Genomic DNA, 14154 nt, shown 5'->3' with positions numbered 1-14154 from the left:
CGGTGGCAGCGTATGCATTTCAAGCGTTAAATGCCAGCGGCCGCAAAACCAAAGGCGTCATTGAAGCGGACACCGAGCGCCAAGTGCGCGCGCAACTGCGTGAGCAGGGCTTGATACCTGTTGCCGTTGAATTAGCCGAGGAGGGGACCAGTCCCAAAGCCGGAGCCGGGTCCGGAGCTGGACCTGCACCCCTCCTAAAGCGCTTGCAAACGCGTGGTGTCGGCGCGGCCGACTTAGCCTTAATCACGCGCCAGTTGGCGACCCTAGTGTCAGCGGCATTGCCTATTGAGCAAGCGTTGTTTGCTGTGTCGGAACAAACCGATAAGCCACGCCTGCAAAAATTGATTATGGCAGTGCGCTCGAAAGTCGTTGAAGGTTACTCCTTGGCCGAAGCCATGTCCGAATACCCACATGTATTTGATAAGTTATTTACTGCGATGGTAGCAGCCGGCGAGCGCTCTGGGCATCTCGATGAAGTGCTGAACCGTCTAGCGGATTACACCGAGCAACGTAACCGCCTCAAAGGTCAGTTAGTGCAGGCTTTAGTGTATCCGACCATTTTAACGTTGGTTGCCATTGGTGTGATTATTTTCTTGCTGGTCAGCGTGGTGCCGCAAATTGTTGAGCAATTTAGTGGCCTCGACCAAGAACTACCGCCAACTACGACGTTCTTGTTAGCAGTCAGTGGTTTCTTACAAAATTATGGGTTATTCCTGCTGGGGATAATTTTAGTCGGCTTAGTCGTTGGCGGACAGTTGTTACGTAAACCATCCCGCCGCGACAAATTTGACGGATGGCTATTAAAATTACCGTTGTTTGGGCGCGTAATAAAAGGCGTGAATACCGCACGCTTTGCCCGCACACTGAGTATTTTGGCGGCCTCAGCGGTACCGCTACTAGATGGCTTGCGTATAACCGGCCGCGTGTTATCCAACCGCGCCATGCAAATTGCGGTTGAAGAAGCATGCGACCGCGTACGCGAAGGCTCATCGCTGCGCGCCGCGCTCGCACAAACTAAATTATTCCCGCCGATGATGCTACATATGATTGCCGCCGGCGAAAAATCAGGCGAACTTGAACAATTACTCGGCCGCGCCGCCGATAACCAAGACCGCGATTTTGAAACCACCATGAACATTGCGCTAAAAATATTCGAGCCGGCGCTGATCGTTGTCATGGCTGGCGTGGTCTTACTTATCGTGCTCGCCATCATTCAACCAATATTAGCGCTCAACCAAAGCGTAGGACTTTAGAGGAACACCATGAAAAAACAATCCGCATTCAGCCTTATGGAAGTAATGGTCGTTATCGCCATTCTTGGCCTGTTGGCTTCATTAATTCTGCCTAACGTGCTCGGCTCGGCAGACCAAGCCAACCGTCAAAAAGCGCGCACTGATATCATTGCATTGGAAAATGCAGTGGCACAGTACCGCCTCGATAACGGCACCTTCCCGACCACAGAACAAGGCCTTGAAGCACTCACTGACGAGCCAAACGTTGACCCGCGTCCGCGCAACTACCGTCGTGGAGGCTATATTCAGCGCTTACCGTCTGACCCATGGGGTAACGAATACCTATTATTAAGCCCAGGGGAATTCGGCGATTTCGACATCTTCTCGGCTGGCCCTGACGGTCAAACCGGCACCGACGACGACATCGGCAACTGGAACATCGAGTAAAACCTTGCGCGTAAAAGGCTTCACCCTCGTCGAAGTCATGGTCACCATGGCGGTTATCGGCATGCTGGCGCTCACCGTCAGCTTCGTGGTGCCTGATAAAAAGGATGACGAAACCGCTGACAGCGCCCGCGTATTGTACGAACGCATCCGCTATGCACGCGAATACGCCTTAGTGCGTCATGCCGTGCTAGGCTTGCGCATTGACGACGGTCATACCTATCGTTTTTTGCAGTTCACCGATGGCCGCTGGCAAAACATCACACACCGCGGCCTGCGCCGAACCGAACTGGATACCGACATTGAGATTTTGGTAGAAGCCGGTGATCTTGAACTCCTACAGCAAGACGACACCGACCTCAACGAAGTATTCGCGGTGGAAGAAGACGATCTCGGTACGCGTTCTGAAGATAACGAACCACCCAGTGAACCCACACCCCAATTGTTTATTTTTGGTAGCGGCGATCTTCCACCATTTGAATTGTTTGTGCGTAACGTGGGTTTGCTCGGTGAGCCGGTCAGTTGGCGTATTGCCAGTACCGATGGCATTGAGATCGAACTGAAACGAGATGAGGGGCGTGGCGACTAATGGCTAAGCGTCAGCACGGTTTCACCTTAGTTGAAGTGATGTTTGCGCTGGGTATTTTCGCCCTCGCGGCCCTGGCCGCTGTCGCCGCCACCAGCCAACACTTGAACGACTTAAACTACATGCAAGATAAATCGATGGCGCAATATGCTGCCGCCAATGCTATGGCGCGGGTGAGTTTGGATTATCCACCAGAAAACGGCGCGACGGGGGTGGAAATGGTTGGTTCGCGGGAATGGTTTTGGCGCACGGAAGTGTTGAAAACACAAACCGAAGATGTGTTTTATGTAACTGTGCGAGTTTTCGAAGAACAACCTCAGTCAGCTGAAAACAATGATGGTGCGTTGGTGGTGTTAAGCCGCTATCTTGGGCCGGATACGGGTGCTGGTGCTGGTGAGGCACAACCATGATGCAACGCCGCCGCGGATTTACCTTAGTGGAAGTGTTAGTTACCGTCGTGATTATGGCGGTGATTGGTTTGGCTTCGGCAGCAGTGATTAATGCGATTATGCGTACTAGCGAGCAGAGTGAAAAGGCCATCGAGCGGCTTGAAAAGCTCCAGTACAGTATGCTGATTTTAGAGCAAGATATCCGCCAAATGGTCGCCCGAGATAATCCGACAGGGCGTTATATTTTTATCGACGACGGTCGCTTAGGTTTTGTGCGTTCTGGATGGTTTAATCCGCTTGGTTTATTTCCGCGCAGTGAATTGCAGCCGGTTGCTTATGTGATTCGCGAGGGTAACCTCGTGCGCGAACATTTTAACTTTGTGGATGTAACCGAATCGTCCGAGCCCAAATCACGCGTTGTGCTTGAAGGCGTGACCGCGTTCACCGCGAAACCGCTAAGGAGGGGTGCAGTCCAAGGACAGACCCCCACCTCGCAGCGGAATAATTCGGGCGACAATGCCGACATCGAAGGCTTACCACCCGCGCTGGAAATCACCATCGAAACCGAAGCTTGGGGCACCATTACGCGGGTGTTCTTGATTAATGACGGGGGCTTAAATGAACAGCCGTCGCCGTAATGTGGAAGCATGTCTAACAGGCGCAAGAGCACCGACTGCAAAACGCCAACGTGGTGTCGCTTTGTTAATGGTGTTGCTGGTCGTGGCATTAGTGTCCGTCATGGCGGTCACCTTGAGTGGGCGCTTACAAACCACCGTGTTGAGAACAGCGAATTTTCAACAGGCTGAACAAGCCTATTGGTATTGGTTAAGCGCTGAAGAAATTGTACGCGAACTGCTACAACGAGAAATTAGCGAGAGCGATGGCGTGGTTCACCAACAACAAATGTGGTATCAGCAGAGCAAAAGCGACAGTATTTATCCGGTTGATGGCGGTGCCATAAAAGGTGAAATTCAAGATTTGCAAAGCTGCTTTAACTTGAATTCGTTGCGGGTGGAGGATGGGAGCGGCTCACGCTCCGGCGCTGGGACCGGAGCAGGGACTGCACCCCCACCTCCGCAAGCGCCAAACTCGGGCAGCACATCGGGGAACACCGGCGGTGCGAACACAAATTCAAATGCTAATACGAGCGGCAATACCGGCGGCACGATTGCGCCAGACGTATTACGCGAGCGCCGCAAAGCACAATTGCGTATGCTATTGATGGCGACTGACGAAAACATGGAGCCGTATGCGGCCGATGTGATCGTTGATTCCTTGGCCGATTGGCTCGACAGCGATGATGATATCGATGGTAGTTATGGCGCTGAATCAGTCGATTATCAAAGTTTGCAGTTTCCGTATCGTGCAGCGAACAGTTGGCTGGTTCATGTGAGCGAATTGCGCTTGGTGCGTGGTGTGACAGCGCGTATTTATAACCAAATAAAGCCGTATGTGTGCGTCATTCCGCGAGATAACACATTAAAACTAAACATCAATACAGTGGCTAAAAATCAACCAGAGCTGTTGCAAGCAGTCACCGTGGGTGCCATGTCGAGGGGCGATGCCGCGAGCTTTTTGGCGTCGCGTCGGCAAGATGGCTATGAAAGTATGGATGATGCGCGTAATAATGGTGCATTGAATGATGCTGCGACTCGCGGGCCGCGGCCTAGTTTTGGTGGGGGTGTGACGCCAGCAGGTGTGACCGCGCAAACCATCGGTGGGGCGCTTGACGATTTAGATGTGAAGAGTAAGTATTTCCAATTAAATGCAAAAATTGCTTATGGTGACCTCGTGATGGCTGCCGAGAGCCAGTTTTTAATCACCAGCGAGACCGCAGAAATATTGTATCGCGGCGCAGGAGAACCTTAGATTATGGAACAATTATTTATCCGCTTGGGCTCAGCAGAACGCGAGCCGTTGCACTGGCTGATTTGGAACCCAGCGCAAAGCGAATTAATTGCAAGCGGAACGCTGAATGATTTGTCCGAGTTGAACCAACTGACCGATCATGCGCGCAGTCGTGAGGTGATTTGTTATGCGCCGGGAACCGACGTGCTGCTCACGCAAGTGGAGTTACCAACTAGTGCGATTCGCATGTTGCCGCAGGTGGTGCCGAATGCGCTTGAAGATGAGTTGGCGCAGGATATTGGCGAGTTGCACTTTGCTTGGCCTCCGGCGAAGAAGGGGGGTGCAGTCCTTGGACTGCACGTTGCTGTCGTTGCCCGCGACGCCATGCAAAAATGGCTGGAAGCCCTCGATTCGGCTGATATTGAATGTGATGAAATGTACCCCGATATTTTTATGGTGCCGGCACCTACCACACAACCGTTAGAAGCTAACCAAGAAGGGGGTGCAGATCGCGCTCCGGAGCAAGGACTGCACGCCACCTCGCTCACGCTCGGCGATACCGTTATAGTGCGCACTGGCCAATACACCGGCTTCACAACCGATACAGCACTGGCGCCTGTGGTGACCGAAGGCATGTTGCTGCAACCAGTCGAGCAAATGGACATCGAGGTGCCGCTGAGTGTTGTCGCAACAACCTATAATGCCCGCAAAGCTGCGCCACCGATGATTAATTTGCGTCAGCAGGATTTCCGTTCACAACGGAAAAAGGGCAAAGGCGTGAAAGCGAGCACTTACAAACCGGCGGCGATTGCGGCTGGCGTGCTGTTGGCGATTGCCTATAGCGCGCAGGTTTTTAATTACGTCCAACTAGGCCAGCAAAGTGAGCAACTTGAGCAGGCCATCGAGCAAACTTACCGCGATGCGTTTCCAGATGAAAAACGCATCGTGAATGTTCGCTCGCAGTTGAATCGTCATTTGGAGACGATCGGGATGCAGGGCACGAAATCATCGCCACTTGAGTTATTGGCGCATCTTGAAGGTGCGTTTAAAGCGAATCGCGATGTCAGAGTTGAGCTGATTCGGTACGACGATCAGACGCTACGCATGCAAGTAACAGCGACTAGTTTCGCAAGCTTAGAGAATTTCCGAAAAGTTGCGAATCAAGGCGGCCAAGTGGTCGTCGAGCAAGGTCCTGTGACTAATCAAAGCGGTGCCGTAAGCGGCGCATTAACTGTGAAGAAGGACGTGTAATGGCTCATTTGTTACAGCAATTTGTGCAGCGCGTACCGGGTCTCGAAGCGCAGTTAAATCAAATGAATCAGCGCGAGAAGCTGCTGGTAAGTGTCGCCGCAGTGCTCTTTGTGATTACGCTGGCGTATTTCATTGCGTGGAAGCCGTTAGCTGATGGCATCGCCGAGCGTGAAGCGAAAATCGATGCGCAGCAAGAGTTATTGCAGTGGGTGCGTGAAAACACCGGCCGCTACCTCGCGCAAACAGGAGGGGTGCAGTCCAAGGACAGCACCCCAACTTCCAGCATGTCAGGTAGCATGAGCGAGCGCGTCACGCGCCTCGCCAGCGCCGCCAAAATTGAAGTCACACGCATGCAACCGCAATCGGATAGTTTGGTCGTCGTGATAGACCAAGTGCCGTTCAACACCTTATTGCAGCTGATTGAAAACCTCGAAACGCAAGCCGGACTCGTTATTGAGCATCTTGATGCAACAGAAGGCGGCGAACCAGGTATCGTGCGCGTGCGCCGTTTGCAGGTGGCTGAATGATGTCGTGGCGTTGGTTATTGTGGTTAATCCCGTTGTACGTAATCGCGTTGGTGGCGCTGACGCCAGCTTCGGTGGTTAAGTGGGGTGCAGGCCTAGCTCCGGAGCAGGGACTGCACGTCTCCTCCACCGCCGGAACGATTTGGAACGGCAAGGCGAACATTAGTGCCGAATTGCCAACCGGCGGTACATTAGTTCTTGAAGATGTGCAGTGGCAACTGAACCCGTGGAAGTTGTTCTTGGCGAAAGCTGAAATCGCACTCGATATTCCGTCGAAGAATTATCTTTACGGCACTGCCGAAATTCATGCCGGCCTTTCGCAAGCGCAACTCAAAGGTAATCTCAAAGGGGCCATGCAGCCGGCGATCCAACAACTAAAGCTGCCCGTACCAATCACTATGGCTGGTAACTTCGAACTTGATATCAATGATTATCAAGTATCTGATTTTAATAGCGGAAAGATCTGCGATGCGTTAGCTGGTACAATCAACACACGGCAAACAGAAATGCGCATCAATCAACAGTGGCATGAGCTTGGTGATTATTTAGCAACGCTCACATGCAACGCTGAAAATGGCATAAATGTTAGAATCGACGATAATAACATCGTCGGTTTACGTTTAGACGCACAAGTAAATGGGCGTATCGATGCGCTGCAAGTAAGCTTAACCGGCAGTCTAAAACCAACGCTGCAAACACCACAGCCAATTTCCGAGTTGTTAGTTTTCATCGGAAAACCAGACGCTCAAGGCCGCTACAACTTTAAATGGTAAAAAGGAGTATTTATGGATCAAGTTATGACCTGGATTAGCGACAATCAAGAGCTAATTCTCAGCTACACGGTGAAATTCATCGTCGCAATTATCATCTTAATTGTCGGTAAGATTGTGGCGAATTCGGTTGCCAAATTAATGGGCAAAGGCATGGAAAAACGCGGCACCGATAAAGCCGTAATTAGTTTCCTTGGCGCCATTGTACGTTCAGTTATTTTTATTGCTGCAGTGCTCATGGCATTGTCGCAAGTAGGTGTTGAAACCACCTCGTTTATCGCCATTTTAGGTGCTGCCGGCTTGGCAATCGGCCTGTCTTTGCAGGGCTCACTGTCAAATATGGCCTCTGGCGTGTTGATCATCTTGTTCCGTCCGTTCAAAGCTGGCGAGTACGTCGATGCGGGTGGTGTGTCAGGTACCGTTGAGGAAGTAAACATCTTCCAAACTATCTTGAAAACGCCAGATAACAAAGTGGTCTTCGTGCCAAACGCACAGATTACTGGCTCGCCGATCACCAATTACAACCGAGAAGATACGCGCCGCGTCGATCTGCTCATCGGCGTGTCATACGATGCCGACTTGCACAAAACCAAAGAAGTGCTTGAAAGCGTGTTGAAAGCCGAAAGCCGCTTGCTGAAAGATCCGGCTTGGAATATTCAGGTGCATGCGTTAAACAGCTCATCGGTCGACTTTATTGTTCGCCCGTGGGTGAAAAGCACCGATTATTGGGGTGTCTATTGGGATTTGATGCGTGAAATTAAGCTTGCGCTTGATAAAAACGATATCGGCATTCCATACCCTCAAATGGATGTGCACTTGCACAAGCAAGACTAAAAAGGCACGTAAATTCTGAGCAAAAGAGGGGTGCAGTCCTTGGACTGCACCCCTCCTCTCGCCTATGCTGAAGCCAGGACTTCAACAAAAGGAAGAGAGCAATGAAACCCTTCGTAACAAAAATGTCATTAGCCGCAGCTGTAATTGCCGCATTAACCACTGCGACAAGCGCGCACGCCCAACAATCTCAACAGCAGCCAAGCTTCGATAAGCTCGGCGTTAGCTACATCAATTACGATCTCGATGGCGAAACCCTCAACGGCGCCGGCCTGCAGTTCAACCGCTCAATCAACCAAGACTGGTTCTTTGATGTCAACTATATCTACGCGACCGACGATTACACCGTCAGCGGCTTCGACGTCGACGCGACCTCCAGCACGCTTTACGGCAACCTTGGCTTCAAGTTCTACCAAATGAACAACATGGTGGCCTATGCCAGCGGTGGCTTGGTTTATAACGAAATTGACATCGACACGTCAGGTGCCGGCAACTTCAGCGAAGACGACACTGGCTGGAACGCGCAAATTGGTATGCGTACCCGCCTAACCGACGCCTTCGAAGTTGACGCCAACGTGCGCCACGTCGACATCTACGACGACAGCGACCAAGAGTGGAGCATCAGCGGGCAGTATTACATCAACCGCGATTTCAGCCTCGGTCTCGGCTATACGCTCGTTGACTCTGACAACAACTACGTCGCGCTCAGCGGCAACTTCCACTTCTAAAGGAAGAGGGTGCAGTCCTTGGACTGCACCCCACCTCTGATTTACAAAATTCGGCTGGACAGCTTTCTAACTAACTGATAGATTTACAAGTGATCACTCACATAGACGTGAGCTGATTGGCCAATCAAAGAAGTAAGGAAGAGGAAATACTATGAAAACTTTATCAGCATTATTTGCTGCGGCAGCTTTGGCTTTAGCGCCAACTGCAATGGCATCTGGTCAAGCTGGTGGCGCTGAAGCATCTGGTTCAGGTGCAGCATTCTCTACTGGCGCAATGGTAGCAGCTGGTGTTGCTGCAGTTACAGTTTTAGTTGTTGCTACTGACGACGACGATGACTTCGTAACTCCAGAGCCTCCAGGTCCAGGTCCGGGTCCAGGCCCAGGTCCAGATCCAGGTACTACTACTTCTACTAGCACCACTACCTCTACTGCAGGTATGTAAGTTAGTTTGAAGTAAAATAAAAGTCGCAAGCGCAAGCTTGCGGCTTTTTTATTTTGTGAACGTGATAAATATGTTAATATCGCCCGCATAACTAGAACGCCAAACCCCAGCAATCAACACCAAAACAGAACAAAAAATGAAAGCCAAACAAACGCTTTATATCCAAATTATCATTTTGGCTCTCATCAGCACGCTTATGAGCGGCTGTAGCGTGCGCCTGCAAAACTACAAAGAAATCGTCACGGAACTCTTCAATACCCCAGAAGATGTGACCCTCAGCGCACAAGAAATTGAAGAATTCCCATATGCTGGTAGCTACATACGCGTCACCGAGCGCCCGCGCGCATTTATGGCATTGGCATTCGATGATAATGGTGTACTCAAATGGCGTACCGGCGGTGAAGAGATCATCCATACCAAACATGGCCGCATTATCGCCACTAACAACATGAGTGGCGCAATTGCCAATACCAGCAATTTAAGCAACGACCCACTAAAGTGCTTCCGCTTAGCGGTCATAAACAAGCAAGATCTCATCAACTGCCCAACCATGTGGCAGCGCGATATCTGGGTCACGAGCGCAACCCCAGAACATATTGAAGACCAAGCTTACACCTATACGTCGACATTCAGCGTAGGCGCCACTGAACAAATTACGCTAGCAAATGGCAAGACGCACACCGCAATAAAAATCGAAGAGCACAACGAAGCGACGAATCAACCCAGCATCACCAATAGCTTTTATATCGATACCGATACTGGTCGTATCGTCAAATCGAATCAGCTGATTGCACCACCGAGCATCTTCGCTGAAATAGAAGAAGTGAAGCCGTACACCTTAGAAAAAGTGAAGACCAACGGATGATTACGCGTACTCTGAAGCTTACTGCCATTGCTGCCGCGTTAGCCGCCATCACAACACCGGCTCAAGCCCAAACGCAACAAAAGCAGCAACCAACTGTCGCCGTCAAAATTCAAGGCCCTAGCAAAGAGCCTGAAATCCAATTTGCTGGCAGCCCGCGGCTTAGTCAGGTGTACGATAACGCGCAAATTAAAACCGAAGAAATCTTCTGGCCGGCCGTGCGTTTAGTGAGCGCGACTAAACACAGCGAAATTATTCAAAAGCAAAAGCAGTTAACTCAGCAGTTGTATCAACTCGAGCGCTACTTCCAACAAGAAGACGAGAGAAGCTACGCGCAATTAGCCAATCGTATTGCAAGCCAAGTTGCCGTCTGGCCGTTGGTAGGAGCCGAGCCAATCGGTCGTGGTCATGTTGAGCAAGGCCCAAAGGACATCACCCTTGGCGTTGATATCAACAAAAAGAGTAGCTTAACCAGCCACTACGACGAAGCGCGTTTAAACATCAATGCCAATCCGCAGTTACCGCAAGGTACCGCCGAGCAACCAGCGCGTTACCAATTGTTGATGCCAACTATCAAAGAGCATCAAACTACTAACTTACAAGTCATCGGCGCCGTGTGGATGCCGTTTACGATGGCCTATCATCCGCATTTCACTGCGCGTGAAACAACCTACCAAGAGAACTTCAGCAAGCGCTTGGAAGCGATTGCGCACAAAGACAAAGTCTTACAAGTCACCGCACAAAGCGACGTGCAAGAAATCGCGATTGACCCATATAACGCCTACAGCCAAAAGTTCTCAGCTGGCGCAAAAATAATCGCGTTATTCAATACGAATAAGTTGCCGGAAGAATTTAAAAACATTAACGAGCAAATGGCCGAGCTGGCGAAATACTGGAACCCATTGCAACCGACGTTAAAAGAAACGAGCCATTTCACTACGTTAGGTCAGTACACCCAAAGCGAGAAAGATCAGCAGCCGCCGCTACTGCTATTTGGTGAAGCAGACAAAAAGCCGCGACCAAGCACGAGTGATTTCGGTAGCATCGGCCTTTTACAAATGCCAAGCGGCCGCCATGCCGAGCAAGGCGAGTTCAGCTTCACGTATTACGACCAAGAAGAGTATCGCCGCTGGGCATTAAACTTGCAGCTATTCCCATGGTTAGAGGCAACCATACGGTATAACGACATTCGCACGCGACGCTATAGCCAATTCGAAGAATTCTCCGGCGATCAAACCTACAAAGACCGCGGCGTTGACTTTAAATTCCGCTTAACCGAAGAAAGTCGCTGGATTCCGGAAACCAGTGTCGGTATTCGTGATCTTGCTGGTACCGGTTTATTTGCGGGCGAATATATCGCTGCCAGTAAACGTTTCGGTAACTTTGATTTCTCGGCTGGCATGGGTTGGGGCTACCTTGGTAAAAACAACAACGTAGACAACCCATTCTGTGAGCTCGCTGACGAGTTTTGTAGCCGTACCGACGGATTTGGCGGTCGTGGTGGTAGCTTTGAAGTCGATAAGTGGTTCCGAGGCAACAGTGCTTGGTTCGCCGGCCTTGAATACCAAACACCGTGGGATCCGCTAAGCGTTAAAGTGGAATATGACAGTAACAATTACATAAACGAGCCATCGACGGTCGTCATGCCGCAAGATTCTCGTTGGAACTACGGCCTAGAATACGATCTCGGTAACAACATGAGCATTAAGGCCAGCTACGAGCGCGGCAATACGTTCATGTTTGGGTTTACCATCCGTACCAATTTAGCCAATGCAACGCAGCCAAAACTCGACTACTCACCGAAGCGTCCACCTGCACCGGCGCGACTGCAAACGGTTGAGCAATTAAAACAACCGGAAGAAATTGCCACAATTCGCAATGCGCTGAACGCTGAGGCCAGCACCTGGGTGAGTGACATTGCACTGAGTGATGACGAAGAAACGTTGACGTTATATGGCACGCAATATCGATACCGCGACAGTGAGCTGGGTCTAGAAAAAATGGGGCGCGTGCTAGCAACTGAAGTCCCTGATTCCATTAAAACCTATCAGTTTGTGGACCAGTCGGGCGACATGAACCTCGCGCAGAACAATATTGACGCTGAAATTTTCAAAGATGCGATTGCGCGCAGAACCATTAATGCCACCACACAACAGTCGTACAGCCGCAGCGAAGTGACTGATGAGCCGGGTGAAAAAATATACGAACAAGAATTCCAATTCGCCAAGTTGCCGACGGTGAGTGTTAAGCCATTCTTAGACCAAAGCTTTGGTGGCCCTGAATCATTTTATATGTACCAACTGGGTGTTGATGCACGGGTATTTTATTCGCTGAGTCCGAATACCTATATTTTCAGTACCGCCAGCTTGCGCCTGGCTGACAGTTACGACAAGTTCAACTACACCACGGGTAACGAAACTGGCGCCTTACCGCGCGTTCGTACCTATGTGCGTGAGTACGTGACAAGCAGTGACGTATTCTTGCGTAACTTGCAACTTGTGCACCGATTCCAAATTGCTGATAGCTGGTTTGCTGCGGGTTATGTGGGTTACCAAGAGCAAATGTTTGGTGGCTTTGGTGGTGAAGTATTATATCGTGAGCTTGATAGCAACTGGGCGGTCGGATTAGACGTGAACTACGCCAAGCAGCGCGATTGGGAAAACCATTTTGGCTTCCGCGATTATGACGTTATTACTGGCCACTTAACTGGCTATTGGCGCCCAAGCTTTATGCCGAACACCTTAATTACCGTTGCGGCTGGGCAGTTCTTGGCTGGCGACCGCGGTGTGCAAGTATCGGTTGACCATAAATTCGAGAGCGGCATTATTGTTGGCGCATATGCTGCGAAAACCAACGTTTCCGCCGAAGAATACGGCGAGGGTAGTTTCACCAAGGGCTTCTATATCAGCATTCCGTTTGACATACTGCAGTTACGTTACAGCCCAGGTCGTGGCGCCATTAGCTGGAGCCCGCTAACGCGTGACGGCGGACAAAAATTGGGTCGTGAGTTTAACTTATACGGTGCAACCGACAAGCGTAGTCCTTACTACGTTGACTAAGAGGGAATTTAAATGGCAAAAGTAGTGGTAGCTGGCACCGGATACGTCGGCCTTTCTAATGCCGTGTTATTGGCGCAGCACAACCAAGTGCATGCGCTCGATATTGTGCAAGAAAAAGTTGATCTGATTAACGCGGGCAAAAGCCCAATTGAAGATAAAGAAATCAGTGCGTTTTTAGCCGAGAAAGAGCTGAATTTAACAGCAACCACCGACCCAAGCGTCTATGCGCAAGCAGAATGGGTGATTATCGCAACGCCGACAGACTACGACGCACAAACGAATTACTTCAACACGCGTTCAGTCGAGGCGGTGATTGAAACGGTTTTAAAGCATAATCCACAAGCCGTGATGGTGATTAAATCGACCATTCCGGTGGGCTATACCAACGAGTTAAAAGCGAGATTCAAAACCGACAACATCATTTTTTCGCCAGAGTTTTTGCGTGAAGGGAAAGCTCTGCACGATAACTTGTATCCGTCACGGATTATTGTCGGTGAGCGCTCACCACGCGCTGAGGCATTCGCAACAATGCTGAAGCAAGGTGCCATCAAGCAAGACGTACCAGTATTATTCACCGATGCCACTGAAGCCGAAGCGATTAAACTATTCGCCAACACCTTTTTAGCCATGCGCGTGGCATACTTTAACGAGCTAGACACCTATTCAGCGGTACATGGCTTAGATAGCCGCCAAGTGATAGAAGGCGTATGCTTAGATCCGCGTATTGGCAACCATTACAATAACCCGAGTTTTGGCTACGGTGGTTACTGCTTACCGAAAGACACCAAGCAGTTACTGGCAAACTACGATGAAGTGCCGCAGAATATGATTCGGGCGGTTGTTGATGCCAACCGTACGCGTAAAGACTTTATTGCCGAAGATATTCTGCGTCGCAACCCGAAAGTAGTTGGTGTATACCGCTTGGTAATGAAGCAAGGTTCAGATAACTTCCGTGCTTCGGCGGTGCAGGGTGTCATGAAGCGCTTGAAAGCCAAAGGCATTGAAGTGGTCGTGTACGAGCCAGTGCTGAAAGAAGAAACATTTTTTAATTCGCGTGTGATTCGTGATTTAAACGAGTTCAAGCAGATGAGCGATGTGATTGTGAGTAATCGCCGTCAAGACGTGCTGAACGACGTTGCCGATAAAGTGTATACGCGTGATTTGTTTGGTAGTGACTAACTAAAAAAA

At 50.4% G+C, this 14154-nt stretch carries 15 protein-coding genes; all 15 read left to right on the top strand.

Features of this window, described 5'->3' with window-relative positions:
- The first annotated feature begins 2 nt into the window (after positions 1-2).
- The 15 genes from gspF (at position 3) to BM292_RS05785 (ending at position 14145) form a co-directional block, all read left to right on the top strand.
- Entirely contained in the window at positions 3-1253 is a 1251-nt protein-coding gene (gene gspF / locus BM292_RS05855; RefSeq protein WP_092856250.1) for a type II secretion system inner membrane protein GspF, read from the top strand.
- A gap of 9 nt (positions 1254-1262) precedes the next feature.
- Positions 1263-1679: a type II secretion system major pseudopilin GspG gene (gene gspG, locus BM292_RS05850; protein ID WP_092856248.1), complete on the top strand. Its 417-nt coding sequence runs from the start codon at positions 1263-1265 to the stop codon at positions 1677-1679.
- Between the two features lie 4 nt (positions 1680-1683).
- Positions 1684-2265, top strand: coding sequence for a pilus assembly FimT family protein (locus tag BM292_RS05845; RefSeq protein WP_092856246.1), 582 nt, complete (start codon positions 1684-1686; stop codon positions 2263-2265).
- Positions 2265-2672 (top strand): type II secretion system minor pseudopilin GspI, encoded by a 408-nt coding sequence (gene gspI, locus BM292_RS05840; protein ID WP_092856244.1) that lies wholly within the window; start codon positions 2265-2267, stop codon positions 2670-2672. Before BM292_RS05845 ends, gspI begins: the two co-directional genes overlap by 1 nt.
- A complete protein-coding gene (gspJ, locus tag BM292_RS05835) occupies positions 2669-3289 on the top strand; it encodes a type II secretion system minor pseudopilin GspJ (RefSeq protein ID WP_092856242.1) in 621 nt (206 codons plus the stop codon). Before gspI ends, gspJ begins: the two co-directional genes overlap by 4 nt.
- The gene (gspK, locus tag BM292_RS05830) at positions 3270-4520 is read left to right on the top strand and encodes a type II secretion system minor pseudopilin GspK (protein ID WP_092856240.1); all 1251 of its coding nucleotides are present in this window, start codon (positions 3270-3272) and stop codon (positions 4518-4520) included. The genes gspJ and gspK overlap by 20 nt, the downstream gene beginning before the upstream one ends.
- 3 nt (positions 4521-4523) lie before the next feature.
- Complete coding sequence (gspL, locus tag BM292_RS05825) at positions 4524-5750, top strand: type II secretion system protein GspL (RefSeq protein WP_092856238.1); 1227 nt, start codon at positions 4524-4526, stop codon at positions 5748-5750.
- Positions 5750-6277 carry a type II secretion system protein M gene (gene gspM, locus BM292_RS05820; RefSeq protein WP_092856236.1) on the top strand — a complete coding sequence of 176 codons (528 nt, stop codon included), beginning with the start codon at positions 5750-5752 and terminating at the stop codon, positions 6275-6277. Before gspL ends, gspM begins: the two co-directional genes overlap by 1 nt.
- Entirely contained in the window at positions 6274-7047 is a 774-nt protein-coding gene (locus BM292_RS05815) for a type II secretion system protein N (RefSeq protein ID WP_092856234.1), read from the top strand. The genes gspM and BM292_RS05815 overlap by 4 nt, the downstream gene beginning before the upstream one ends.
- A gap of 12 nt (positions 7048-7059) precedes the next feature.
- A complete protein-coding gene (locus BM292_RS05810; RefSeq protein ID WP_092856232.1) occupies positions 7060-7878 on the top strand; it encodes a mechanosensitive ion channel domain-containing protein in 819 nt (272 codons plus the stop codon).
- Positions 7879-7979: 101 nt separating this feature from the next.
- The gene (locus BM292_RS05805) at positions 7980-8603 is read left to right on the top strand and encodes an outer membrane beta-barrel protein (protein ID WP_092856230.1); all 624 of its coding nucleotides are present in this window, start codon (positions 7980-7982) and stop codon (positions 8601-8603) included.
- Between the two features lie 151 nt (positions 8604-8754).
- Complete coding sequence (locus BM292_RS05800) at positions 8755-9045, top strand: hypothetical protein (RefSeq protein WP_092856228.1); 291 nt, start codon at positions 8755-8757, stop codon at positions 9043-9045.
- A gap of 136 nt (positions 9046-9181) precedes the next feature.
- Positions 9182-9910 (top strand): YjbF family lipoprotein, encoded by a 729-nt coding sequence (locus BM292_RS05795; RefSeq protein WP_092856226.1) that lies wholly within the window; start codon positions 9182-9184, stop codon positions 9908-9910.
- On the top strand, positions 9907-12966 hold the full coding sequence (locus tag BM292_RS05790) for a YjbH domain-containing protein (protein ID WP_092856224.1): 3060 nt from the start codon (positions 9907-9909) through the stop codon (positions 12964-12966). The genes BM292_RS05795 and BM292_RS05790 overlap by 4 nt, the downstream gene beginning before the upstream one ends.
- A gap of 12 nt (positions 12967-12978) precedes the next feature.
- On the top strand, positions 12979-14145 hold the full coding sequence (locus BM292_RS05785) for a nucleotide sugar dehydrogenase (protein ID WP_092856222.1): 1167 nt from the start codon (positions 12979-12981) through the stop codon (positions 14143-14145).
- Positions 14146-14154: the final 9 nt, after the last annotated feature.

The organism is Pseudidiomarina tainanensis, from assembly GCF_900115255.1.
Lineage (GTDB): Bacteria > Pseudomonadota > Gammaproteobacteria > Enterobacterales > Alteromonadaceae > Pseudidiomarina > Pseudidiomarina tainanensis.
Note: the sequence above shows the minus strand (reverse complement) of the source record. Positions and strands in the feature narration are given on the sequence as shown.

Bases quoted from the DNA above. Each gene is read 5' to 3' on its own strand.
- gspG (WP_092856248.1), top strand. From the start codon at position 1,263: ATGAAAAAACAATCCGCATTCAGCCTTATGGAAGTAATGGTCGTTATC.
- gspI (WP_092856244.1), top strand. From the start codon at position 2,265: ATGGCTAAGCGTCAGCACGGTTTCACCTTAGTTGAAGTGATGTTTGCG.
- gspJ (WP_092856242.1), top strand. From the start codon at position 2,669: ATGATGCAACGCCGCCGCGGATTTACCTTAGTGGAAGTGTTAGTTACC.
- gspK (WP_092856240.1), top strand. From the start codon at position 3,270: ATGAACAGCCGTCGCCGTAATGTGGAAGCATGTCTAACAGGCGCAAGA.
- gspL (WP_092856238.1), top strand. From the start codon at position 4,524: ATGGAACAATTATTTATCCGCTTGGGCTCAGCAGAACGCGAGCCGTTG.
- gspM (WP_092856236.1), top strand. From the start codon at position 5,750: ATGGCTCATTTGTTACAGCAATTTGTGCAGCGCGTACCGGGTCTCGAA.
- BM292_RS05815 (WP_092856234.1), top strand. From the start codon at position 6,274: ATGATGTCGTGGCGTTGGTTATTGTGGTTAATCCCGTTGTACGTAATC.
- BM292_RS05810 (WP_092856232.1), top strand. From the start codon at position 7,060: ATGGATCAAGTTATGACCTGGATTAGCGACAATCAAGAGCTAATTCTC.
- BM292_RS05805 (WP_092856230.1), top strand. From the start codon at position 7,980: ATGAAACCCTTCGTAACAAAAATGTCATTAGCCGCAGCTGTAATTGCC.
- BM292_RS05800 (WP_092856228.1), top strand. From the start codon at position 8,755: ATGAAAACTTTATCAGCATTATTTGCTGCGGCAGCTTTGGCTTTAGCG.
- BM292_RS05795 (WP_092856226.1), top strand. From the start codon at position 9,182: ATGAAAGCCAAACAAACGCTTTATATCCAAATTATCATTTTGGCTCTC.
- BM292_RS05790 (WP_092856224.1), top strand. From the start codon at position 9,907: ATGATTACGCGTACTCTGAAGCTTACTGCCATTGCTGCCGCGTTAGCC.
- BM292_RS05785 (WP_092856222.1), top strand. From the start codon at position 12,979: ATGGCAAAAGTAGTGGTAGCTGGCACCGGATACGTCGGCCTTTCTAAT.